This is a genomic window from Bradyrhizobium sp. BR 10289 (assembly GCF_019455385.1).
Taxonomy (GTDB): domain Bacteria; phylum Pseudomonadota; class Alphaproteobacteria; order Rhizobiales; family Xanthobacteraceae; genus Bradyrhizobium.
Window position 1 is genome coordinate 11,428 of the sequence record NZ_JACOFR010000028.1, and the last position, 17,900, is coordinate 29,327.

19 protein-coding genes are annotated in these 17,900 nt (G+C 64.9%); 5 read left to right on the forward strand and 14 right to left on the reverse strand.

Annotated elements, in window-relative coordinates; all coding sequences use genetic code 11:
- The first annotated feature begins 80 nt into the window (after nt 1–80).
- Both HYH08_RS31720 and HYH08_RS31725 read left to right on the forward strand, forming a co-directional pair.
- Entirely contained in the window at nt 81–1,451 is a 1,371-nt protein-coding gene (locus HYH08_RS31720; RefSeq protein WP_220013765.1) for a glutamate--cysteine ligase, read from the forward strand.
- Between the two features lie 113 nt (nt 1,452–1,564).
- A complete protein-coding gene (locus tag HYH08_RS31725) occupies nt 1,565–2,143 on the forward strand; it encodes a PAN domain-containing protein (protein WP_220013766.1) in 579 nt (192 codons plus the stop codon).
- A gap of 6 nt (nt 2,144–2,149) precedes the next feature.
- Here HYH08_RS31725 and HYH08_RS31730 read toward each other — a convergent pair whose 3' ends face one another.
- The 3 genes from HYH08_RS31730 to HYH08_RS31740 all read right to left on the reverse strand — a co-directional run bounded on the left by HYH08_RS31730 (nt 2,150) and on the right by HYH08_RS31740 (nt 5,350).
- On the reverse strand, nt 2,150–3,514 hold the full coding sequence (locus HYH08_RS31730; RefSeq protein ID WP_220013767.1) for an AmpG family muropeptide MFS transporter: 1,365 nt from the start codon (nt 3,512–3,514) through the stop codon (nt 2,150–2,152).
- Nucleotides 3,515–3,712: 198 nt separating this feature from the next.
- Nucleotides 3,713–4,015, reverse strand: a complete 303-nt coding sequence (locus HYH08_RS31735) for a GIY-YIG nuclease family protein (protein WP_220013768.1) — start codon at nt 4,013–4,015, stop codon at nt 3,713–3,715.
- A 135-nt stretch (nt 4,016–4,150) separates the two neighbouring features.
- The gene (locus tag HYH08_RS31740; protein ID WP_220013769.1) at nt 4,151–5,350 is read right to left on the reverse strand and encodes a DNA recombination protein RmuC; all 1,200 of its coding nucleotides are present in this window, start codon (nt 5,348–5,350) and stop codon (nt 4,151–4,153) included.
- A gap of 171 nt (nt 5,351–5,521) precedes the next feature.
- Here HYH08_RS31740 and def point away from each other — a divergent pair, with 171 nt between their 5' ends.
- From def to truA, 3 genes are all read left to right on the forward strand, one after another.
- Nucleotides 5,522–6,046, forward strand: a complete 525-nt coding sequence (def, locus tag HYH08_RS31745) for a peptide deformylase (protein ID WP_220013770.1) — start codon at nt 5,522–5,524, stop codon at nt 6,044–6,046.
- A 165-nt stretch (nt 6,047–6,211) separates the two neighbouring features.
- Nucleotides 6,212–7,135: a methionyl-tRNA formyltransferase gene (fmt, locus tag HYH08_RS31750; RefSeq protein ID WP_220013771.1), complete on the forward strand. Its 924-nt coding sequence runs from the start codon at nt 6,212–6,214 to the stop codon at nt 7,133–7,135.
- A 120-nt stretch (nt 7,136–7,255) separates the two neighbouring features.
- Nucleotides 7,256–7,993 carry a tRNA pseudouridine(38-40) synthase TruA gene (gene truA, locus HYH08_RS31755; RefSeq protein WP_220013837.1) on the forward strand — a complete coding sequence of 246 codons (738 nt, stop codon included), beginning with the start codon at nt 7,256–7,258 and terminating at the stop codon, nt 7,991–7,993.
- A 188-nt stretch (nt 7,994–8,181) separates the two neighbouring features.
- Here the strand turns inward: truA and dapE are convergent, their stop codons facing one another.
- From dapE to rpmH, 11 genes are all read right to left on the reverse strand, one after another.
- Entirely contained in the window at nt 8,182–9,348 is a 1,167-nt protein-coding gene (dapE, locus tag HYH08_RS31760; RefSeq protein ID WP_220013772.1) for a succinyl-diaminopimelate desuccinylase, read from the reverse strand.
- Nucleotides 9,345–9,986, reverse strand: a complete 642-nt coding sequence (locus HYH08_RS31765) for a DUF805 domain-containing protein (RefSeq protein ID WP_220013773.1) — start codon at nt 9,984–9,986, stop codon at nt 9,345–9,347. The genes dapE and HYH08_RS31765 overlap by 4 nt, the downstream gene beginning before the upstream one ends.
- A gap of 242 nt (nt 9,987–10,228) precedes the next feature.
- The gene (gene dapD / locus HYH08_RS31770) at nt 10,229–11,074 is read right to left on the reverse strand and encodes a 2,3,4,5-tetrahydropyridine-2,6-dicarboxylate N-succinyltransferase (protein ID WP_220013774.1); all 846 of its coding nucleotides are present in this window, start codon (nt 11,072–11,074) and stop codon (nt 10,229–10,231) included.
- Between the two features lie 263 nt (nt 11,075–11,337).
- A complete protein-coding gene (locus HYH08_RS31775; RefSeq protein ID WP_220013775.1) occupies nt 11,338–12,030 on the reverse strand; it encodes a pyrimidine 5'-nucleotidase in 693 nt (230 codons plus the stop codon).
- Nucleotides 12,031–12,045: 15 nt separating this feature from the next.
- The gene (locus tag HYH08_RS31780) at nt 12,046–13,032 is read right to left on the reverse strand and encodes a DUF1036 domain-containing protein (protein WP_220013838.1); all 987 of its coding nucleotides are present in this window, start codon (nt 13,030–13,032) and stop codon (nt 12,046–12,048) included.
- 161 nt (nt 13,033–13,193) lie between these two features.
- Nucleotides 13,194–14,081, reverse strand: a complete 888-nt coding sequence (gene argB, locus HYH08_RS31785; RefSeq protein WP_220013776.1) for an acetylglutamate kinase — start codon at nt 14,079–14,081, stop codon at nt 13,194–13,196.
- Nucleotides 14,082–14,250: 169 nt separating this feature from the next.
- The gene (locus HYH08_RS31790) at nt 14,251–14,610 is read right to left on the reverse strand and encodes a DUF423 domain-containing protein (RefSeq protein WP_220013777.1); all 360 of its coding nucleotides are present in this window, start codon (nt 14,608–14,610) and stop codon (nt 14,251–14,253) included.
- Nucleotides 14,610–15,263 carry a ribosome biogenesis GTP-binding protein YihA/YsxC gene (gene yihA / locus HYH08_RS31795; protein ID WP_220013778.1) on the reverse strand — a complete coding sequence of 218 codons (654 nt, stop codon included), beginning with the start codon at nt 15,261–15,263 and terminating at the stop codon, nt 14,610–14,612. Before yihA ends, HYH08_RS31790 begins: the two co-directional genes overlap by 1 nt.
- A gap of 157 nt (nt 15,264–15,420) precedes the next feature.
- A complete protein-coding gene (gene yidC / locus HYH08_RS31800) occupies nt 15,421–17,265 on the reverse strand; it encodes a membrane protein insertase YidC (RefSeq protein ID WP_220013779.1) in 1,845 nt (614 codons plus the stop codon).
- A gap of 16 nt (nt 17,266–17,281) precedes the next feature.
- On the reverse strand, nt 17,282–17,668 hold the full coding sequence (gene rnpA, locus HYH08_RS31805; RefSeq protein ID WP_220013780.1) for a ribonuclease P protein component: 387 nt from the start codon (nt 17,666–17,668) through the stop codon (nt 17,282–17,284).
- Nucleotides 17,669–17,696: 28 nt separating this feature from the next.
- Complete coding sequence (gene rpmH, locus HYH08_RS31810; RefSeq protein WP_008542748.1) at nt 17,697–17,831, reverse strand: 50S ribosomal protein L34; 135 nt, start codon at nt 17,829–17,831, stop codon at nt 17,697–17,699.
- Between the last annotated feature and the right edge of the window lie 69 nt (nt 17,832–17,900).

Sequence of the window (17,900 nt, forward strand, 5' to 3'; positions counted from 1 at the left end):
CCGTGCACCCGGTGGGTTCGCGGACCATCCCCGTCACCCGCGCGCCTTCGGTCGAAGCGCCCTTTTGATTAGAGTTTGATATGGCGCGAGATCAGATCGACATGACGCCGCTGCAATCGCGCGACGAGCTCGTCGCCTGGTTCGAGGCCGGCTGCAAGCCGGCGTCCGAATGGCGGATGGGCACGGAGCACGAGAAGACCCCGTTCACGCTCGAGGGCCACTGTCCGGTGCCTTACGAGGGGCCGCGCGGCATCGGCGCGCTGCTCGAAGGCATGAAGCTCCTGCTCGGCTGGGAGCCGATCATGGAGAAAGGCAACATCATCGGTCTCTACGACGTCACGGGCGGCGGCGCGATCTCGCTCGAGCCCGGTGGACAGTTCGAGCTGTCGGGGGCGCCGGTCGAGACCGTGCACCAGACCCAGAGCGAGCTGATGGCGCATCTGGCGCAGGTGCGCGAGATCGCGACCCCGCTCGGCATCGGCTTCCTCGGTCTCGGCATGACGCCGTCCTGGTCGCGTGCCGACATTCCGGTGATGCCGAAGGGCCGCTACAAGATCATGACCAATTACATGCCGAAGGTCGGCCAGTACGGCCTCGACATGATGTACCGGACCTGCACGGTGCAGACCAATCTCGATTTCTCCTCGGAAGCCGACATGGTCAAGAAGCTGCGCGTGTCGCTGGCGCTCCAGCCGGTCGCAACCGCGCTGTTTGCGAATTCGCCCTTCACCGAAGGCAAGCCGAACGGCTTCCTCTCCTTCCGCTCCGAGATCTGGCGCGATACCGACAATGCGCGCGCGGGGATGATGCCGTGGGCGTTCGAGGACGGCATGGGCTTCGAGCGCTATGTCGACTACGCGCTCGACGTGCCCATGTATTTCGTCAAGCGCGGCGAGGATTACATCGACGTCTCTGGCTCTTCCTTCCGCGCCTTCTTCGACGGCCGCAACAACAACCTGCCCGGCGAGCGGCCGACGCTGTCGGACTGGGCCAACCATCTCTCGACGATTTTCCCGGAGGTGCGCCTCAAGCGTTATCTCGAGATGCGCGGCGCCGACGGCGGCCCGTGGGGCCGTCTGCCGGCCCTGTCGGCGTTCTGGGCCGGGCTGCTCTATGACGAGGTGTCGCTCGACGCCGCCTGGGACCTGGTGAAGCACTGGAGCGCGCATGAACGCCAGGCGTTGCGCGACGACGTGCCGCGCTTCGGCTTCAAGTCGCGGATCAAGGACCGCTATCTGTTCGAGGTCGCCAAGGAATGCCTCGTTCTGGCACATGCCGGCCTGCGCCGGCGTGGCCGGATCGACCAGCTCGGCCGCGACGAGACCCGGCATCTGGAGCCGCTCGACCGCATCATCGATTCCGGCCGGACTCCGGCCGAGGAAATGCTTGAGAAGTTCAACGGCCCCTGGAACGGCTCCGTGGAACCTGCCTACGCGGAATACGCGTTCTAATTCGATGGACCCACGATCAGGATTTAGGCCGTTCATCGCCCGTACAGGTTTGCGGCGATCAAATGACCAGCTGAAAAAACCTGAGCGTCATCAATAACTCGAAAGCTGTTCCGATGGGGAAGAGCCGCCTGTCCGTGGCCGTCATGGCAAGGGGCCTGGCAAGCGTCGTGGCTCTTGCCGCGCTGTTTTCGCTCGTGCTTGCGAGCTCGCCTGCGCATGCCCAGACGGCGTTCGACCGGCCCGGCGGCGACTATTTCAGTCAGCCGATCACGTCGGGCGACCCCGAGGATTGTGCGCTGCTGTGCGAGCGCGACCGCAAGTGCCGCTCCTGGAGCTTCAGCTATCCCGACGTCGAAGGAGGCTCGGCGGTGTGCTGGCTCAAGAACACCGTGCCGGCCCGCGTGCCGGGCAGTTGCTGCATTTCCGGCGTGCGCGGCGCCGGCGTGATCGAGCCCCGCATCGAAGGCGTGGAGACGTCGATCGACCGCCCCGGCGGCGACCTGCGTAATTTCGAGCTCAAGGACGGCGAAGGCGAGGAGGTCTGCAAGGCGGCCTGCACCGCCGACAACAAGTGCCGCGCCTTCACCTATGCCCGCCCTGGCTATACGGGGCGCGAAGCGCGCTGCTTCCTGAAGAAAGATATCAAGCCGCCGCGCCGGAAGGCCGGGTTCACCTCGGGCGTGGTCCGGTAGGTGCGATCAGACCCGCACCGGCCCCAGCGCATCGAAGTGCCCGCGCTTCTGGAGCCAGGCCAGCAGGATCAGGCTCGGGATCGCCACCAGGACGCAGATCACGAAGAACAGCGGCCAGCCGGTCGAAGCTGCGACAAAGCCGGCGCCCGAGGAGAGATAGGTTCGCCCCACCGCCGCCAGCGCGGTGAGCAGCGCATATTGCGTCGCCGTGTGCAGCGGGTTCTGGCACAGCGCGGAGAGATAGGCGACGAAGATCACCGTGCCGATGGCGCTGGTGAAATTCTCGGCGCAGATGGCCAGCGCCAGCGCCCATTGATTGGTGCCGACGATCGCGAGCCAAGCGAAGGAGAGGTTGGCCAGCGCCTGCACCACGCCGCCGATCCAGAGCGATGTCGCCAGCGAATAGCGCCGTGCGACAAAGCCGCCGGCGAAGCCGCCGATCAGCGTCGCGGCAAGGCCGACGCCCTTCACGATTGCCGCATAATCGTTGCGGGTGAAGCCGAGGTCGATCACGAACGGTGCCGTCATCGTGCCCGAGAACGCGTCGGTGAACTTGAACAGCACGACGAAGGCGAGCGCGACGAGGGCATCCTTGCGCGTCAAAAATTCGGAGAAGGCGCCGATCGCCGCGTGCAGCACGCGCGTGAACGCGGTGTCGGTCTGCGTTGCAGCTTCGGCTCGCACTGATTGCTCGGGCTCGGTCGCGAGCAGCGCCGTGATCGTGCCGATCAGCACCATCGATGCCATCACCACATAGCCCCACATCCAGGCGGAGGTGCGGGTGATGCCGGTGCTCTCGAAGCCCGAGACGATGAACAGCGCGCCCGCGGTCGAGACCAGCATGCCGATGCGGTAGGCGGCGACGTACGCCGCCATGCCGGCGGCCTGCTCGCTCTCGGGCAAGCTCTCGACCCGGAAGGCGTCGACCACGATGTCCTGCGTCGAGGACGTCGTCGCCACCAGCAGCGCGCCGAGTGCGACGTAGAACGGCGATTGTGCCGGATCGGTCATCGCCAGCAGCAGGATCGCGACGATCAGCAGCAATTGCGAAAACACCAGCCAGCCGCGCCGCCGCCCGAACGCGCGCGTGAACAGCGGCACATGCAGCGCATCCACCAGCGGCGCCCACAGGAATTTCAGCGTGTACGGCGTGCCGACCAGCGCGAACAGCCCGATGGTCTTGAGATCGACGCCGGCCTCGCGCATCCACACCAGCAGCGTCGAGCCCGACAACGCCAGCGGCAGCCCCGAGGAGAAGCCGAGGAACAGCACGATCAATACCCGCGGTTGCAGGTATACGGCAAGGCTGTCGCGCCAGGAAGTGGGAGCCGTGTCGGTGCCGGCGGAAGAGGTCGCGTCGGGTGCGGTCATGGGGAGGTGTTAGCAGATTCTGGGCGAAAAGACTCGCCGTAGCCGGTGAGATGGAAAGAGCCTCAACAACCTCGCTGTCATCGTCCGCGAAGGCGGACGATCCAGTAGTCACCGGCGCCTCGGCTCCATCACGATTGCCGCGGCGTACTGGATGCCCCGCCTTCGCGGGGCATGACAGCGCCGCGGGGCATGACACCGTCAGGGTGGCCCGGCGATCTCGTGGTACAGGTCATCCCAATTCGGATTGTGCTGCTCGATCAAGCGGACCTTCCAGGCTCTGTTCCACTTCTTCAGTCGCTTCTCACGCTTGATTGCGTTCTCGGGGTCCTCGAACTGCTCGAAATAGACCAGCCTTGCGACGTCGTATTTTTCCGTGAAGCTCTCGATGAGCTTTGACTTATGTTCAGCCACGCGGCGGATCAGATCGTTCGTCATGCCAATATACAGCGTACCGCCGATTTTGCTGGCGAGAATGTAGACGTAGTAGTGGCGATCGCCCATCTGCTGCCCCCCACTCCGCCGTCATCGTCCGCGAACGCGGACGATCCAGTAAATCACCGGCGCGTCGGTTCAACAACGTCTGCCGCGGCGTACTGGATGCCCCGCCTTCGCGGGGCATGACCATGTGCCCTGAACTCACTCCCCCGCCTGGAGCTTCCTCGGAAACAGATCTGGCGCCGTCGCGACCAGCTTCGGCCCGTCTGCCGGCGCGTCGCTCTTGCTGAAATCCAGCTCTTCGATTCGCCCCGCGCGCTTCTCGATCTTGTCGGCGGAGATCAGGATCTGGCGGACGTCCTCGTTGGCGTCGGCAAAGTGCTTCTGCAATTTCAGCACGCGGTCGCGCAGACGGCCGAGATCGTCGCCGAGCTTGATCACTTCGGTCTGGATCTGATCGGCGGCATCGCGCATGCGCGCGTCCTTCATGATCTGTTGCATCACCTGGATCGCGAGCATCAGCAGCGAGGGCGACACCAGCACGACCTTGGCGCGATAGGCCTTCTGGATCACGTCGTCGAAACCGTCATGGATTTCGGCGTAGACCGATTCCGACGGCACGAACATCAACGCCATGTCCTGGGTCTCGCCGGTGACGAGGTATTTTTCGGCGATGTCGCTGACATGCTTCATGACGTCGCCGCGCAGCCGCTGCGTGGCGATGCGCCGCTCCTCGTCGGTGCGGGCGTCGTGCAGCGCGGTCATCGCCTCCAGCGGAAATTTCGCGTCGATGCAGAGCGGGCGCTGGTCGGGCAGGAACACGACGCAGTCGGGCCGCTTTCCGGTCGAGAGCGTGTGCTGGAATTCGTAGGACCCCTTGGGCAGACCGTCCTGGACGATCGCCTCCATCCGCGCCTGGCCGAACGCGCCGCGCGACTGCTTGTTGGCGAGCACGTCGCGGAGCGTCGTCACCTGCGTGGTGAGGTCGGTGAGGTTCTTGTGCGCGTTGTCGATGATCCCGAGCCGCTCGTGCAGGGCGCGCAGGCTCTCCATGGTGTTGCGGGTCGAGTGTTCCATGGACTGGCCGACCCGATGGGTTACCGAATCCAGCCGCTCGTTGACCGCGCGCGCCATCTCGGCCTGGCGGCCCGCCAGCGCCTGGGTCATGGCATCGACCCTCCCTGCGGCCTCGCTCTGGGCGTGCAGCACCTGGGCGAGCCGCTCCTCGAGCTCATCGGCGCGGATCGCATTGGCCATGGCGAGTTCCGCGCCGCGCCGCCCCGAGCGCGCGATCACGACGGCAATTACAATCAGCAGGATGAGGATAAGAGCGCCGAGGCCGATCAGCGCATCAATCGTGCGCACCGGCCAGTCGCCCAGCATGAAAACGATCTCGTTCATGCCTGCCCTTCTATCCGATTCGGCGGGCCGCACGAACGAATAGCGAACATTTCTGGTAAAAGCCCGGTTAATTTTTATGGTTAACGAAACCTGAAGTTTTATGGTTAGCGAAAGGTTAACCGGGTTCCTGACCGCATTGACCGTATTCGATGCGGGGCTTAAATCGCGGCCATGGCCCTCAGAGAAATCATTATCCTGCCCGACAAGCAGCTGCGTCTGGTCTCCAAGCCGATCGAGAAGGTCACGCCGGAGATCCGCAAGCTTGCCGACGACATGTTCGAGACCATGTACGACGCGCCAGGCATCGGGCTTGCGGCGATCCAGATCGCGCAGCCGCTGCGGTTGATCACCATGGACCTCGCCAAGCCCGATCAGGACGGCGAAACCCGGCGCGAGCCGCGCGTCTTCATCAATCCCGAGATCATCGCCTCGTCCGAGGATATGTCGGTCTACGAGGAAGGCTGCCTGTCGATCCCCGAATATTACGAAGAGGTCGAGCGGCCCGCCAAGGTGCGCGTGCGCTTCACCGATCTCGACGGCAAGGTGCACGAGGAGGACGCCGAAGGCCTCTACGCCACCTGCATCCAGCACGAGATCGACCATCTCAACGGCGTGCTGTTCGTCGACTATCTGTCGAAGCTCAAGCGCGACCGCGTGATCAAGAAGTTCGAGAAAGCCGCCAAGCGCGCGGAGTAGCCAGATCCTCCGCCGTCATGCCCGGCCAACAGCGCTGAGCGCGTCTCTAAGCTAACGTGCCGGGCATCCACGTTCTCTGCCGCAGCGAGCAGGAAGAACGTGGATGGCCGGGACAAGCCCGGCCATGACGAGTACCTTGTTCGCTTCCGAGGATTGCCGCGCCACATGCCCCTCCGCCTGATCTTCATGGGCACGCCCGATTTCTCCGTGCCGACGCTGCTCGAGCTGGTCGCGCACGGCCACGAGATCGTCGCCGTCTACACCCGCGCGCCGAAGCCGGGCGGGCGGCGCGGGTTGCAATTGCAGCCGACCCCCGTTGAAGAAGCGGCGCGAAAGCTCGGCCTGCCCGTGCTGACGCCGAAGACGTTGAAGACACAGGACGCGCTGGAGGAGTTTCGCTCGTTCGATGCCGACGCGGCCGTCGTCGTCGCCTACGGCATGATCCTGCCGCAGGCGATCCTCGATGCGCCGAAGCTCGGCTGTTACAATCTGCACGCTTCGCTGTTGCCGCGCTGGCGCGGCGCCGCGCCGATCAACCGGGCGATCATGGCGGGCGACGCCGAGAGCGGCGTGATGGTGATGAAGATGGATGTCGGTCTCGACACCGGCGACGTCGCCATGGCCGAGCGTCTCCCCATCACCGACAGCATGACCGCGGCCGATTTGCACGATCGCCTCTCCCGCCTCGGCGCCGACCTGATGGTGCGCGCGATGGCCGCGCTCGACCGCGGCGGGCTTCAGCTCAAGAAGCAGAGCGAGGAGGGCGTCACCTACGCCGCCAAGATCGACAAGGCCGAGGCGCGGATCGACTGGAGCAAGCCCGCACACGCGGTGCTGCGCCACGTCCACGGCTTGTCGCCGTTTCCCGGCGCCTGGGCCGAACTCGAAAATGCGCGCATAAAAATCCTGCGCTGCGAGCTCGCCCAGGGCTCCGGCGCGCCGGGCGAGGTACTCGACAACCAGCTCACCATTGCCTGCGGTGAGGGCGCGATCCGCATCATCGAGCTCCAGCGCGAAGGCAAGGGCCGGATGCAGGCGGCAGAGTTTTTGCGCGGCGTGCCGTTGAAGGCGGGCTCGAAATTCACCTAACACTGTCATACCCCGCGAAGGCGGGGTATCCAGTACGCCGAGGCTTCTCGGTTGAACCGGTAGGCCGCGGCGTACTGGATCGCCCGGTCAAGCCGGGCGATGACAGCAGAACTGGACACGATGCCCCGCTACAAGCTCACCATCGAATATGACGGCGCGCCGTTCTTCGGCTGGCAGATCCAGGACACGCTGCCCTCGGTGCAGGGCGCATTGGAAGCCGCGGTGAAGGCGATGACCGGCGCGGAGCTGCGGGTGCATGGCGCCGGCCGTACCGATGCCGGCGTGCACGCGCGCGGCCAGGTCGCGCATGTCGATATCGAAAAGCAGTTTCCGCCGGGCCGGTTTCGCGACGGGCTGAATGCGCATCTGCGTCCGCATCCGATCGCGGTGCTCGAGGCCGAGATCGTCCCTGACACGTTCGAAGCTCGCTTCTCCGCTGTGAAGCGCCACTACCGCTATCGCGTGATTAACACCCGCGCCAATCTCGCGCTCGACGTCGGCCACGCCTGGCGCGTGCCGCGCAAGCTCGACGCCGACTTGATGAACGCGGCGGCAAAGCGGCTGCTCGGCAAGCACGATTTCACGACCTTTCGCGACACCGAGTGCCAGGCCAAATCGCCGGAGAAGACGCTCGACCAGCTCGACGTGACGCGCGACGGCCGCGAGATCATCATCACCACCTCGGCGCGCTCGTTCCTGCACAGCCAGGTGCGCTCGATGGTGGGCTCGCTGGTTTGGGTCGGCGAGGGCCGCTGGACCGCGGATGATCTCTCCGCAGCACTGGCAGCCCGCAACCGCGCCGCCTGCGGCATCGTCGCGCCGCCGGAGGGGCTGTATCTGATGCAGGTGGATTATTGAGGAGGCGTGTGCGCCGAGTGCGGGCACGCGCTCACCACGCTTTCGGTGTCATGCCCCGGCTTGACCGGGGCATCCAGTACGCCGCGGCCCCTCGGCTCAATCACTGCTGTCTCTGGAATACTGGATCGCCCGATCGAGTCGGGCGATGACAGCGGAGTAAGTTGCGACAACGGAGCAGGGGTTGTCAGCTACCCAAAATACCTTGCCAGTATCCCGCGATAGACCTTTGTCAGCTTCTCCAAATCCGCCACCGGCACCCGCTCGTTGACCTGGTGCATGGTCTGGCCGACCAGGCCGAACTCGATCACCGGGCAATAGCTCGAGATGAAGCGCGCATCCGACGTACCGCCTGATGTCGACAGCTCCGGCTTGCGGCCCGTCACCTCTTCGATCGCGGACACCGCGAGATCGGTGAACGAGCCCGGCTTGGTGACGAACACGTTGGAGTTCGACGGCTCCCAGACGATGCGGGCCTTGATGCGGTTGCCGCAGGCCTTTGCCAGCCGCGTCTCGACCAGCTCGCGCAAGGACGCCTGCGTGTGATTGTCGTTATAGCGGATGTTGAACCTGGCGCGGGCCTCGCCGGGGATGACGTTGAAAGCCCTATTGCCGACGTCGACCGAGACGAATTCGAGATTCGACGCCTGGAATTGCGCGCTGCCATTGTCGAGCGGCTCGTCCGAGATCGCCACGATCAACCGCGAAATATCCGGCACGGGATTGACGGCGCGGTTTGGATAGGCCACATGGCCCTGCACGCCGTCGACATAAAGCGTGCCGGATTGCGATCCGCGGCGGCCGACCTTGATGGTGTCGCCGAGGGCCTCGACATTGGAAGGCTCGCCCAGCACGCAATGATCGAACTTTTCGCCGCGCTCGGCGGCCCATTTCAACAGCTTGATGGTGCCGTTGATGGAGACGTCTTCCTCGTCGCCGGTGATCAGGAACGAGATCGAGCCCGTCCCGTCGGCACGCGGTTTGCCGCCATTGGCGGCGAGATGCTCCAGCACGGCTGCGACCGAGCAGGCGATGCCGCCCTTCATGTCGACCGCGCCGCGGCCGTGCAGGAAACCATCCTTCACCTCGCCGGAGAAGGCGCCAACGCTCCAGGCGCTCTCGTCGCCGGGCGGCACCACGTCGGTGTGGCCGGCGAAGGTGATGTGCGGCCCTGCGGTGCCGATCCGCGCATACAGATTGTCGACGTCGGCGGTGCCGTCCTCCCTGAACGTCACGCGGTGGCAGGTGAAGCCTGCGGCGTTGAGGGCCGTTTCAAGCACACCCAGTGCACCCGCATCTTCAGGGGTTACCGAGGGGCAGCGGATGAGATCGCGGGCAATCGAGAGAGCATCGGTCATGCGCCCCGCTTAACATGCATGCCGCCGGGTGGGCTAGCGGTGGGCGGCACGAATTCGATCTCGCGGCTCTGCTCCCAGCTTTTCGCAGGGGAAGCGGCCGCGCTGTCCTCGACATCAAGCAGCGGATCCGGGCCGAACCTGTTGTGGCCGGACGTGCCGGGTACGATGAACATCTCGACGACGCCCCACAGCCAGAGGATCGACGCGGTGAGGCTGAACGGCGGTGTCAAGGAGCGAGGCAGCAGGTCCGAGAACTGGCTGTAGAGTCCCGGGACGAAGAAGAACAGAACGATCCACCAGCCGCTCCTGTCGCGGTCGTGCAGCCGCTTGATGGCCGTCGCAAGGTAGATCCACAGGAACAGCGCGTTGCCGATCCCCCTGATGATCAGGTTGGTGGCATCGACCGGTCTCGGCAAATGGTGGGCCCGGGGATCGACCGCCTTGAAGAGGTCGTCGAGGCCGAAATCGAAATTCACGGTCAGGCCGGTGGTGAACGATCTCTGGCCGTTGAGGACGTGGATCGCCTGGTTGATCAGTTCGAGCAGGCCCGCCGCCAGCGCGACGATCAGCAGCGCCTGCCAGATCAGAGCGCGGTTGATGCGGCCGTCGAAGCGGAAGAGGTACCAGGTCCAGTCCATGCGAAAGGCTCCGGGCGGTGGGGCCACCCGAAGATTGGTCGCGATGGAGGGAGGGTGGGTTCGATAGGCTACCAGACCCGTCATCCTGAGGTGCGAGGCCTGCGGTGCGGAGCACCGCAGGGAGAGCCTCGAAGGATGTACGGCCACGATGCAGCCGCCAGCCGGGGCCGTCGCCCTTCGAGGGCCGCCGAAGAGGCGGCCACCTCAGGGTGACGGTGAGGGAGTGGCGCTGGTAGTGCCGATCAATCCCGCAGCAGCTCGTTGATGCTGGTCTTCGAGCGCGTGCGCTCGTCGACCCGCTTCATGATGACGGCGCAAGCCGTGCTCGGGCCGATCTGGCCGTTCTTCATGGGTTTGCCGGGCAGGGCGCCGGGGACCACGACGGAATATTCCGGCACTTCGCCGACGAAGATCTCGCCGGTCTCGCGATCGACGATCTTGGTCGAGGCGCCCAGGAATACGCCCATCGCCAGCACCGCGCCCTTGCGCACGATCACGCCTTCGGCGACCTCGCTGCGCGCGCCGATGAAGCAATCGTCCTCGATGATGACGGGTTCGGCCTGCAGCGGCTCGAGCACGCCGCCGATGCCGGCGCCGCCGGAGATGTGCACGCGCTTGCCGATCTGCGCGCAGGAGCCGACGGTGGCCCAGGTGTCGACCATGGTGCTCTCATCGACATAGGCGCCGAGATTGACGAAGGACGGCATCAGCACGACGTTCTTGGCGATGAAGGCCGAGCGGCGCACCACCGCGCCCGGCACCGCACGGAAACCAGCGTCGCGAAAACGGTTCGGGCCCCAGCCTTCGAACTTCGAGGGCACCTTGTCCCACCAGTTCGCCTGGCCCGGGCCGCCGGGAATGACGTCCATGTCGTTGAGGCGGAAGGAGAGCAGCACGGCCTTCTTCAGCCACTGGTTGACCTTCCACTTGCCGTCAGCGCCGCGCTCGGCAACGCGTGCCTCGCCCTTGTCGAGGGTCTCCAGCGCCTGGTCCACGGCCTCGCGCACTTCGCCCTTGGTCGAGGTCGAGATGCCGTCACGCGCGTCGAAAGCGCTGTTGATGGTGGATTCGAGGGCGGACAGGGACATCGGGATTTCCTCTTCGGATCAGGAATTTCGAGGGATTGGGGCGCTTTTTCGGGATTTGGCGGGGGAGAGTCAAGGCATACTCCGCTGTCGTCCATACCTCGGTTGTCATCCCGGACAAGCGCAGCGAAGCGGAGCGCCGATCCGGGATCCATAACCACAGGGAGTGGTTTGGCGAAGACTCGGAGTTGCGAGCTCGCGCGATAACCGAATTCCGTGATTATGGGTCCCGGGTCTGCGCTGACGCTTGCCCGGGACGACGGCAGTTATTGGGGAGACAGCTTGGCCAAAAACCCCGCCAGATCATCCGTGACGTGATCCACATAGGCCGCGTCCCGGCCTTCCAGTTCCCAGTCCTCGCGCACCACCTCTTTGGTGCCGTCAGGGACCACCAGCACCGTGGTCATGCCGAGCTGATGCGGGACGGTGAGATTGCGGGCGAGATCCTCGAACATCGCGGCCCGGGCCGGATCGACGGCATGGTCGGAGAGGAATTTCCGGTAGGTCTGCTCCGCCGGCTTCGGCTCGAACCCGGCGGCGATGATGTCGAACACGCCGTCGAAATGGCTGGCGAGGCCGAGCCGCGCCAGCACCGCATCGACGTGATCGACCGAGCCGTTGGTCAGGATCAGCTTTCGCCCCGGCAGCTTCGTGATGGCAGCGCCAAGCGCCGGATTCGGCTCCAGCGGTGAATGGTCGATCTTGTGAACGTAGGCGAGGTAGTCGTCGGCGCGCACACCATGCAGGGTCATCATGCCGCGCATCGTGGTGCCAAAGCGCAAATAATAATCCTTCTGGATCTTGCGCGCTTCTGCGGGCCCGACGTTGAGCCAGTTGCAGACGAACTCCCCGATCCGCGCATCGACCTGCTGCCACAGATTGACGTGATGCGGGTAGAGCGTGTTGTCGAGGTCGAACACCCAGGTGTCGATATGCGAGAAGGTGCGGGGAGATTTCATCGCAACTCTTTCAACTCACGGCATCGCAAAGCGCAGCGTCTTGCCGCCGCTCGACATGTCAACCGCGCCAAAGCCCGTCGCCGCAAAGCCGCGCGCGGGGCAATCGGTCTGCTCGTTGGTTTCGAACTTGGTCTCGCGCGTGCAGAGCTGCCTGTCCCCGCCCCAGTTCAGCGGCTTGTCCTTCACCTTGATGGTGCGGTTGTCGGCATCGATCGCTTCCGCGAAGCTGAAGATCTGCTTCGGCTGGCCGGTCACGTCGGGATGCAGGCACTTGCCGGGGTCGATGCGGTACCAGCCGCGGCTGGTCACGGACTTGCCGTCGTCAGTGGCGATCGCCGCCATCACCTTATGCGGCGTGTCGTTGCACCAAGTGAGGCCGCTCGCGGACGGTGTCTGCGTCGCGTCGACCATGGTCTTGAAGAAATTTTGCGACGACACGGCATCGGACGAGAGCCCCCGGCTCTTCAGGAACGCGGCCAGCGCTGCCTGCGTCTTCGGCCCGTCGACGCCGTCGATCGCGCCGACGTCATAACCGATGATCACCAGCAGCCGCTGGATGCCGGCGAGGCGCGCCTGCTCGTCGTCATATTCGGCATCCTCGGCGAGATAGGCAACGAGATTGCCGTCGTCGCCTTGCGTCGGCGTCACCTGGGTGAAGGGGACCTGCGTCTGGCCGCTGCGGCACTGCCGCGCGGCCGCGATGACGAAATTGTCCTGCGCCACGCACAGCATGTCGCGGCCGTTCTGCGGGATCGGCGAGGCGCCATAGACGCCGAGCGCGCGGGCGTTGAGCAGGATGCGGTCGGCGGAGAGCGTGCCCTGCACCACCACACGGCAGCTGGCGGGGTCGATCCTGAACCAGCCGCGCGTCGCGGTCGCCGCCTTGTCGTCGATGCCGATCGCGGCCTCGACGACATAGGACATGCGGTTGCAGATTTTGAGGTCCGCGAAAGCGGGGGCGGAGGAGAAGAGGAACGAGACGGCCGCGGCCGGCAGCGTCATGAGGAAACGGGTGAGGGGGGAGCGGCGGGGCCGCCGCTCTCTCGGCTCGTCATGGCCGGGCTTGACCCGGCCATCCACGTGGACCAGCGACCGCGGATAGTCGTGGATGCCCGGGGCAAGCCCGGGCATGACGACCTTTTTCCGCTGGTCGTGCTCGCCCATCACTTATGTATCAGCGTGCCCGTGCCCGTATTGGTGAACAGCTCCAGCAGCACGGCGTGCTGCATCTTGCCGTCGATGATGACGACGCCCTCGACGCCCTGCTCGAGCGCGTAGATGCAGGTCTCGACCTTCGGGATCATCCCGCCGGAAATGGTGCCGTCGGCGATGAGCTTTCGCGCGTCCTTCACCGAAAGCTGCGGGATCAGCTTCTTCGACTTGTCGAGGACTCCAGGCACGTCGGTGAGCAGCAGCAGGCGTTTTGCCTTGAGCGCGCCCGCAACCGCGCCGGCAAAGGTGTCGGCGTTGATGTTCAGCGTCTGGCCTTCATTGGAGGTCGCGAGCGGCGCCAGCACCGGGATCAGCTCGTAGCCGATCAGCTGGTTGAGCAGCGTGAGGTCGACCTTCTCGGGGTCGCCGACATAGCCGAGATCGACCGCCTTCTCGATATGCGAGTCCGGATCGACGATAGTGCGCGTCGTCTTCGACGCCTTCACCATGTTGCCGTCCTTGCCGGAGAGGCCCACGGCCTTGCCGCCGGCCTCGTTGATGTAGCCGACGATCTGCTTGTTGACGGAGCCGGCCAGCACCATCTCGACGATCTCGATGGTCGCAGCGTCCGTGATGCGCAGGCCGGCCGCGAATTCCGAGACGATGCCGAGGCGCTTGAGCATGGTCGCGATCTGCGGCCCGCCGCCGTGCACCACGACCGGATTGATCGCGGTCTGCTCCAAGAGCACGATGTCGCGGGCAAAGTTCTTCGCGGTCTCCTCGTCGCCCATGGCATGGCCGCCATATTTGATGACGATGGTTTCGTCGTCATACTGCTGCATGTGCGGCAGCGCTTCGGACAGGATGCGGGCCTGGTCGAGCGGAGAGATGTCGGTCATGTCACGGATCTCGCTGGCGGGACGGTCGGTGCGCGTTCTATCCGATTGGCGGGCGGGGCGCAAAGTGTGGCTGGCATGTCGCCGTAGCCCGGATGGAGCGAAGCGTACTCCGGGAATCTAGCCGCGAATTCGGCCCCGGATTGCGCTGCGCTCCATCCGGGCTACAGGGTCAGCGCTTCGCCACCGCCGCCGCCAGCGTCACCGCCAGCCACCCCAAAATCATCACCGTCCCGCCGGTCGGCGCCGCCATCGGAAACAGCGCGTGCCCCGCATATTGCCGCAAGCTCAGGTCGCCCGCGAACAGCGCAGCGCCGAGCACGAAACCGAATGCGGCCACGAGTCCAATTCCGCCGTGCAGAAGGCCGCGCGCGAGCAGCGCTGTGGTCGCAAGTATGGCAGTTGCATGAAACAGCAGCATGGCGCTGGCGGAGGCGAGCCGGCTGGCGTCGGTGCCATGCGCGGAGGCGGCGGCCAGCGCGACGCCGGCGCCGCCCATCAAACCGGCAAGCCCAATCAAGAGGCGCGCCATCACTTGCTCCGCTCTTCCAGCAGCTTCGCCATCGCGGCGCGCAGTTCCGCCATGCCGGTCGAGCTGCGCGACGACGTCGCCAGCACGTTCGGGAACGCGGCGGGATGCTTTGCCAGTGCAGCCTCGGTCTCGGCGATGCGCGATTGCAGTTCTGTCGCCTTCACTTGGTCGGCCTTGGTCAGCACGATCTGGTAGCTGACGGCGGAACGGTCGAGCGTCCCAAGGATATCGAGATCGACGTCCTTCAGCCCATGCCGCGCGTCGATCAGCACATAGACGCGCGCGAGCGAGGCGCGGCCGAGCAGGAATGTGTGGATCAGCTCGGTCCAGGATGCGACCTGGCTCTTGGGCGCCTTGGCATAGCCATAGCCGGGCATGTCGACGAGGCGCAGGTCTTTCTTGCCGGGGACCTCGAAGAAGATCAGCTCCTGGGTGCGGCCTGGCGTGTGCGAGGTGCGCGCCAGCGCGTTGCGCCCCGTCAGCGCGTTGATCAGGCTGGACTTGCCGACATTGGAGCGGCCGGCAAAGGCGATCTCCAGCCCGTCCATCGGCGGCAGCGTCTGGATCGAGGGCGAAGCCCAGATGAACTGCCAGTCGCGCGCGAACAGCTTGCGCCCGGCCTCGATCAGCTTGTCGTCTGACTTATCGGTCATCTGAAAGGTCTACCCTCGCGTCATGGCCGGGCTCGTCCCGGCCATCCACGTCTTCTCGGAGCTAGCTTCCAAAACGTGGATGCCCGGGACAAGCCCGGGCATGACGATGTGGAGGCAGTGTACCCGCCGCACCGAGGCGGGCGCTTGTCGGAAAAAGCTACGTCGCCTTCCGCGCGAACGTCGCCTTGAGATTGTCGAATAATTCCACCTTCACGCCGTTGCGGCGCATGATGAAGCTCTGCTGGAGCACCGAGAGAGTGTTGTTCCAAGCCCAGTAGATCACGAGGCCCGCCGGGAAGCCGGCCAGCATGAAGGTGAAGATCAGCGGCATCCAGTTGAAGATGATCTGCTGTGTCGGATCCGGCGGCGTCGGATTCAGCTTCATCTGGAACCACATCGTGATGCCCATGATAATCGGCCAGATGCCGAGCGCGAGGTAATGGCCGAACACGGGAATCGTGGTCGGATCGAACGGGATCAGGCCGAACAGCGTGAACAAATTGGTCGGATCGGGCGCCGAGAGGTCCTTGATCCAGCCATAGAACGGCGCGTGCCGCATCTCGATGGTGACGAACAGCACCTTGTAGAGCGAGAAGAACACCGGGATCTGGATCACCACGGGAAGACAGCCGGCGACCGGATTGATCTTCTCCTTGCGGTAGATCTCCATCATCTCCTGCTGCTGCTTCACCTTGTCGTCGGGATAGCGCTCCTTGAGCGCCTGCAGCTGCGGCTGGATCGACTTCATCTTCGCCATCGAGGCGTAGGACTTGTTCGCCAGCGGGAAGAACAACAGCTTCACGATCACGGTGACGAGCAGGATCGAGATGCCGAAATTGCCGAAGAAGCGGTAGAAAAAGTCGAGGCCGAGGAACATCGGCTTGGTGATGAAGTAGAACCAGCCCCAGTCGATCAGCAGATCGAAATGGTTGAGGCCGAGCTCCTTGTTGTAGCCGCCGAGGCCGGCGAACGGGAATACGCCGACCACGCCGGCTTCCTTGGCGCCGGCGAACAGCCGCGCATTCGCGGTCGCGGTGCCGCCGATCGCGACCGTGACGGGATCGAGCAGATAGTCGGTCTGGTAGCCGCGGATGTTGTTGGCGAGGGTCGATGAGAAACTCGCCTGGAGCTGGGCATTGGTGTCGGGCAGCAGCGCCGAGGCCCAATATTTGTCGGTCATGCCGAGCCAGCCATTGGTGGCCTTGAAGTCCACCTTCTTGGCCTCGTCGATCTTCTTGTAGGCGTATTCCTGCAAGCCATCGAGATAGCCGATCAGGCCTTCATGCAGGATGTAATAGCCGGAGACCTGCGGGGTGCCGTGGCGCGAGATCAGCGCGAACGGATAGAGCGTGACGGGCGCGTTGCCGACATTGCTCACCTCGTCCTTGATGGTGAAGAGATAGTGGTCGTCGACCGAGATGGTGCGGCGGAAGGTGAGGCCGTCGCCGTTGTCCCATTTCAGCTTCACCGGCGTCGTCGGCGTCAGGCTGCCGCTGCCGTCCTGCTGCCAGACGGTTTGAGAGTCCGGCATCTTCGCCGTCACGCCCGTCGCGGCCACCCAGCCAAACTCGGCGTAATAGGGCTCTGCCGTGCCCGAGGGCGAATACAGGATAATCGCAGGCGACTTCGGGTCGACCGTTTCGCGATACTGCACTAGCGCGAGGTCGTCGATGCGGCCGCCCTTCAGCGAGATGCTGCCGGCGAGGCGCGGCGTGTCGATCTTCACGCGCGGGCTGGCGGCAATGGCGGCGTCCCGGGACACGACCGGCTGCGCCGGCTGGTTCGCGCCAGGCGCGGTGGTCGGCGTCGTGCTGCCGGCCTGCGGCGCGGCGCCCGGTGTCGCGGAGGCCGTCGGCTGCGGCGTGCCTTTCTGCAACTCGGCCTGCGCCTGCTGCTGGGCGCGCTGCTTCTCCATCGCCGGCACGTTGTAGAAATATTGCCAGGCGATCAGGACGAGCCCCGACAGAATGACGGCGAGGATGGTATTGCGATTGTCGGTCATCTCGATTGTCTCGTCATCAATCCGGTTTGCGGCTGGTCGCGGCAGGGGAGGCAGGCTTCGGGCCGCGCGCTTTGGCCGTATGCCGTGCGGGCTTCGTGAACGCTATGCGCAGATCGTCGAGCATGGTCGTGAAGTCGCGCGAGAGCGCGTCCCTGCGTCCGACCAGCACATAATCATGATGGGGCTGCATCGACGCCGGATCGAGCCGCTTCACCAGTTCGCGAAGCCGGCGCCGGATGCGATTGCGCTCGGGGGCGTTGCCGTTCTTTTTGGTAACGGTGAAGCCGATCCTGACAGGACCAAGGTCGTCGCGGAGACGGCTCTGCAGGACGAACGCGGGACTATTCACCCGCGCGCCATTGGCAACGGCGAGGAAATCCGCCCGCTGCCTCAGCCGATCCATGATGAAATCCCAAAAATGGGGGTCCGGCTCAGGCGCTCAGACGCTTGCGGCCGCGGGCGCGGCGGGCGGCGAGGACCTTGCGGCCGCCGGCAGTGGCGAGACGGGCACGGAAGCCGTGACGGCGCTTGCGCACCAGTTTGCTGGGTTGATAAGTCCGCTTCACGGGTTTTTCTCCGCTGACCGGGCAATTTGCCTGTAGAATTAAGGGTAATGTCCGGAAGATGTGGCCCAA

Excerpts from the sequence above, each read along its gene's own strand:
- fmt (WP_220013771.1), top strand. The coding sequence starts at position 6,212 with ATGCCCCTCCGCCTGATCTTCATGGGCACGCCCGATTTCTCCGTGCCG.
- truA (WP_220013837.1), top strand. The coding sequence starts at position 7,256 with ATGCCCCGCTACAAGCTCACCATCGAATATGACGGCGCGCCGTTCTTC.
- rnpA (WP_220013780.1), bottom strand. The coding sequence starts at position 17,668 with ATGGATCGGCTGAGGCAGCGGGCGGATTTCCTCGCCGTTGCCAATGGC.
- HYH08_RS31725 (WP_220013766.1), top strand. The coding sequence starts at position 1,565 with ATGGGGAAGAGCCGCCTGTCCGTGGCCGTCATGGCAAGGGGCCTGGCA.
- HYH08_RS31775 (WP_220013775.1), bottom strand. The coding sequence starts at position 12,030 with ATGAAATCTCCCCGCACCTTCTCGCATATCGACACCTGGGTGTTCGAC.
- HYH08_RS31780 (WP_220013838.1), bottom strand. The coding sequence starts at position 13,032 with ATGACGCTGCCGGCCGCGGCCGTCTCGTTCCTCTTCTCCTCCGCCCCC.
- HYH08_RS31720 (WP_220013765.1), top strand. The coding sequence starts at position 81 with ATGGCGCGAGATCAGATCGACATGACGCCGCTGCAATCGCGCGACGAG.
- HYH08_RS31730 (WP_220013767.1), bottom strand. The coding sequence starts at position 3,514 with ATGACCGCACCCGACGCGACCTCTTCCGCCGGCACCGACACGGCTCCC.
- dapD (WP_220013774.1), bottom strand. The coding sequence starts at position 11,074 with ATGTCCCTGTCCGCCCTCGAATCCACCATCAACAGCGCTTTCGACGCG.
- yidC (WP_220013779.1), bottom strand. The coding sequence starts at position 17,265 with ATGACCGACAATCGCAATACCATCCTCGCCGTCATTCTGTCGGGGCTC.
- HYH08_RS31765 (WP_220013773.1), bottom strand. The coding sequence starts at position 9,986 with ATGGACTGGACCTGGTACCTCTTCCGCTTCGACGGCCGCATCAACCGC.
- argB (WP_220013776.1), bottom strand. The coding sequence starts at position 14,081 with ATGACCGACATCTCTCCGCTCGACCAGGCCCGCATCCTGTCCGAAGCG.
- HYH08_RS31740 (WP_220013769.1), bottom strand. The coding sequence starts at position 5,350 with ATGAACGAGATCGTTTTCATGCTGGGCGACTGGCCGGTGCGCACGATT.
- yihA (WP_220013778.1), bottom strand. The coding sequence starts at position 15,263 with ATGACCGATAAGTCAGACGACAAGCTGATCGAGGCCGGGCGCAAGCTG.
- def (WP_220013770.1), top strand. The coding sequence starts at position 5,522 with ATGGCCCTCAGAGAAATCATTATCCTGCCCGACAAGCAGCTGCGTCTG.
- dapE (WP_220013772.1), bottom strand. The coding sequence starts at position 9,348 with ATGACCGATGCTCTCTCGATTGCCCGCGATCTCATCCGCTGCCCCTCG.
- HYH08_RS31735 (WP_220013768.1), bottom strand. The coding sequence starts at position 4,015 with ATGGGCGATCGCCACTACTACGTCTACATTCTCGCCAGCAAAATCGGC.
- HYH08_RS31790 (WP_220013777.1), bottom strand. The coding sequence starts at position 14,610 with ATGGCGCGCCTCTTGATTGGGCTTGCCGGTTTGATGGGCGGCGCCGGC.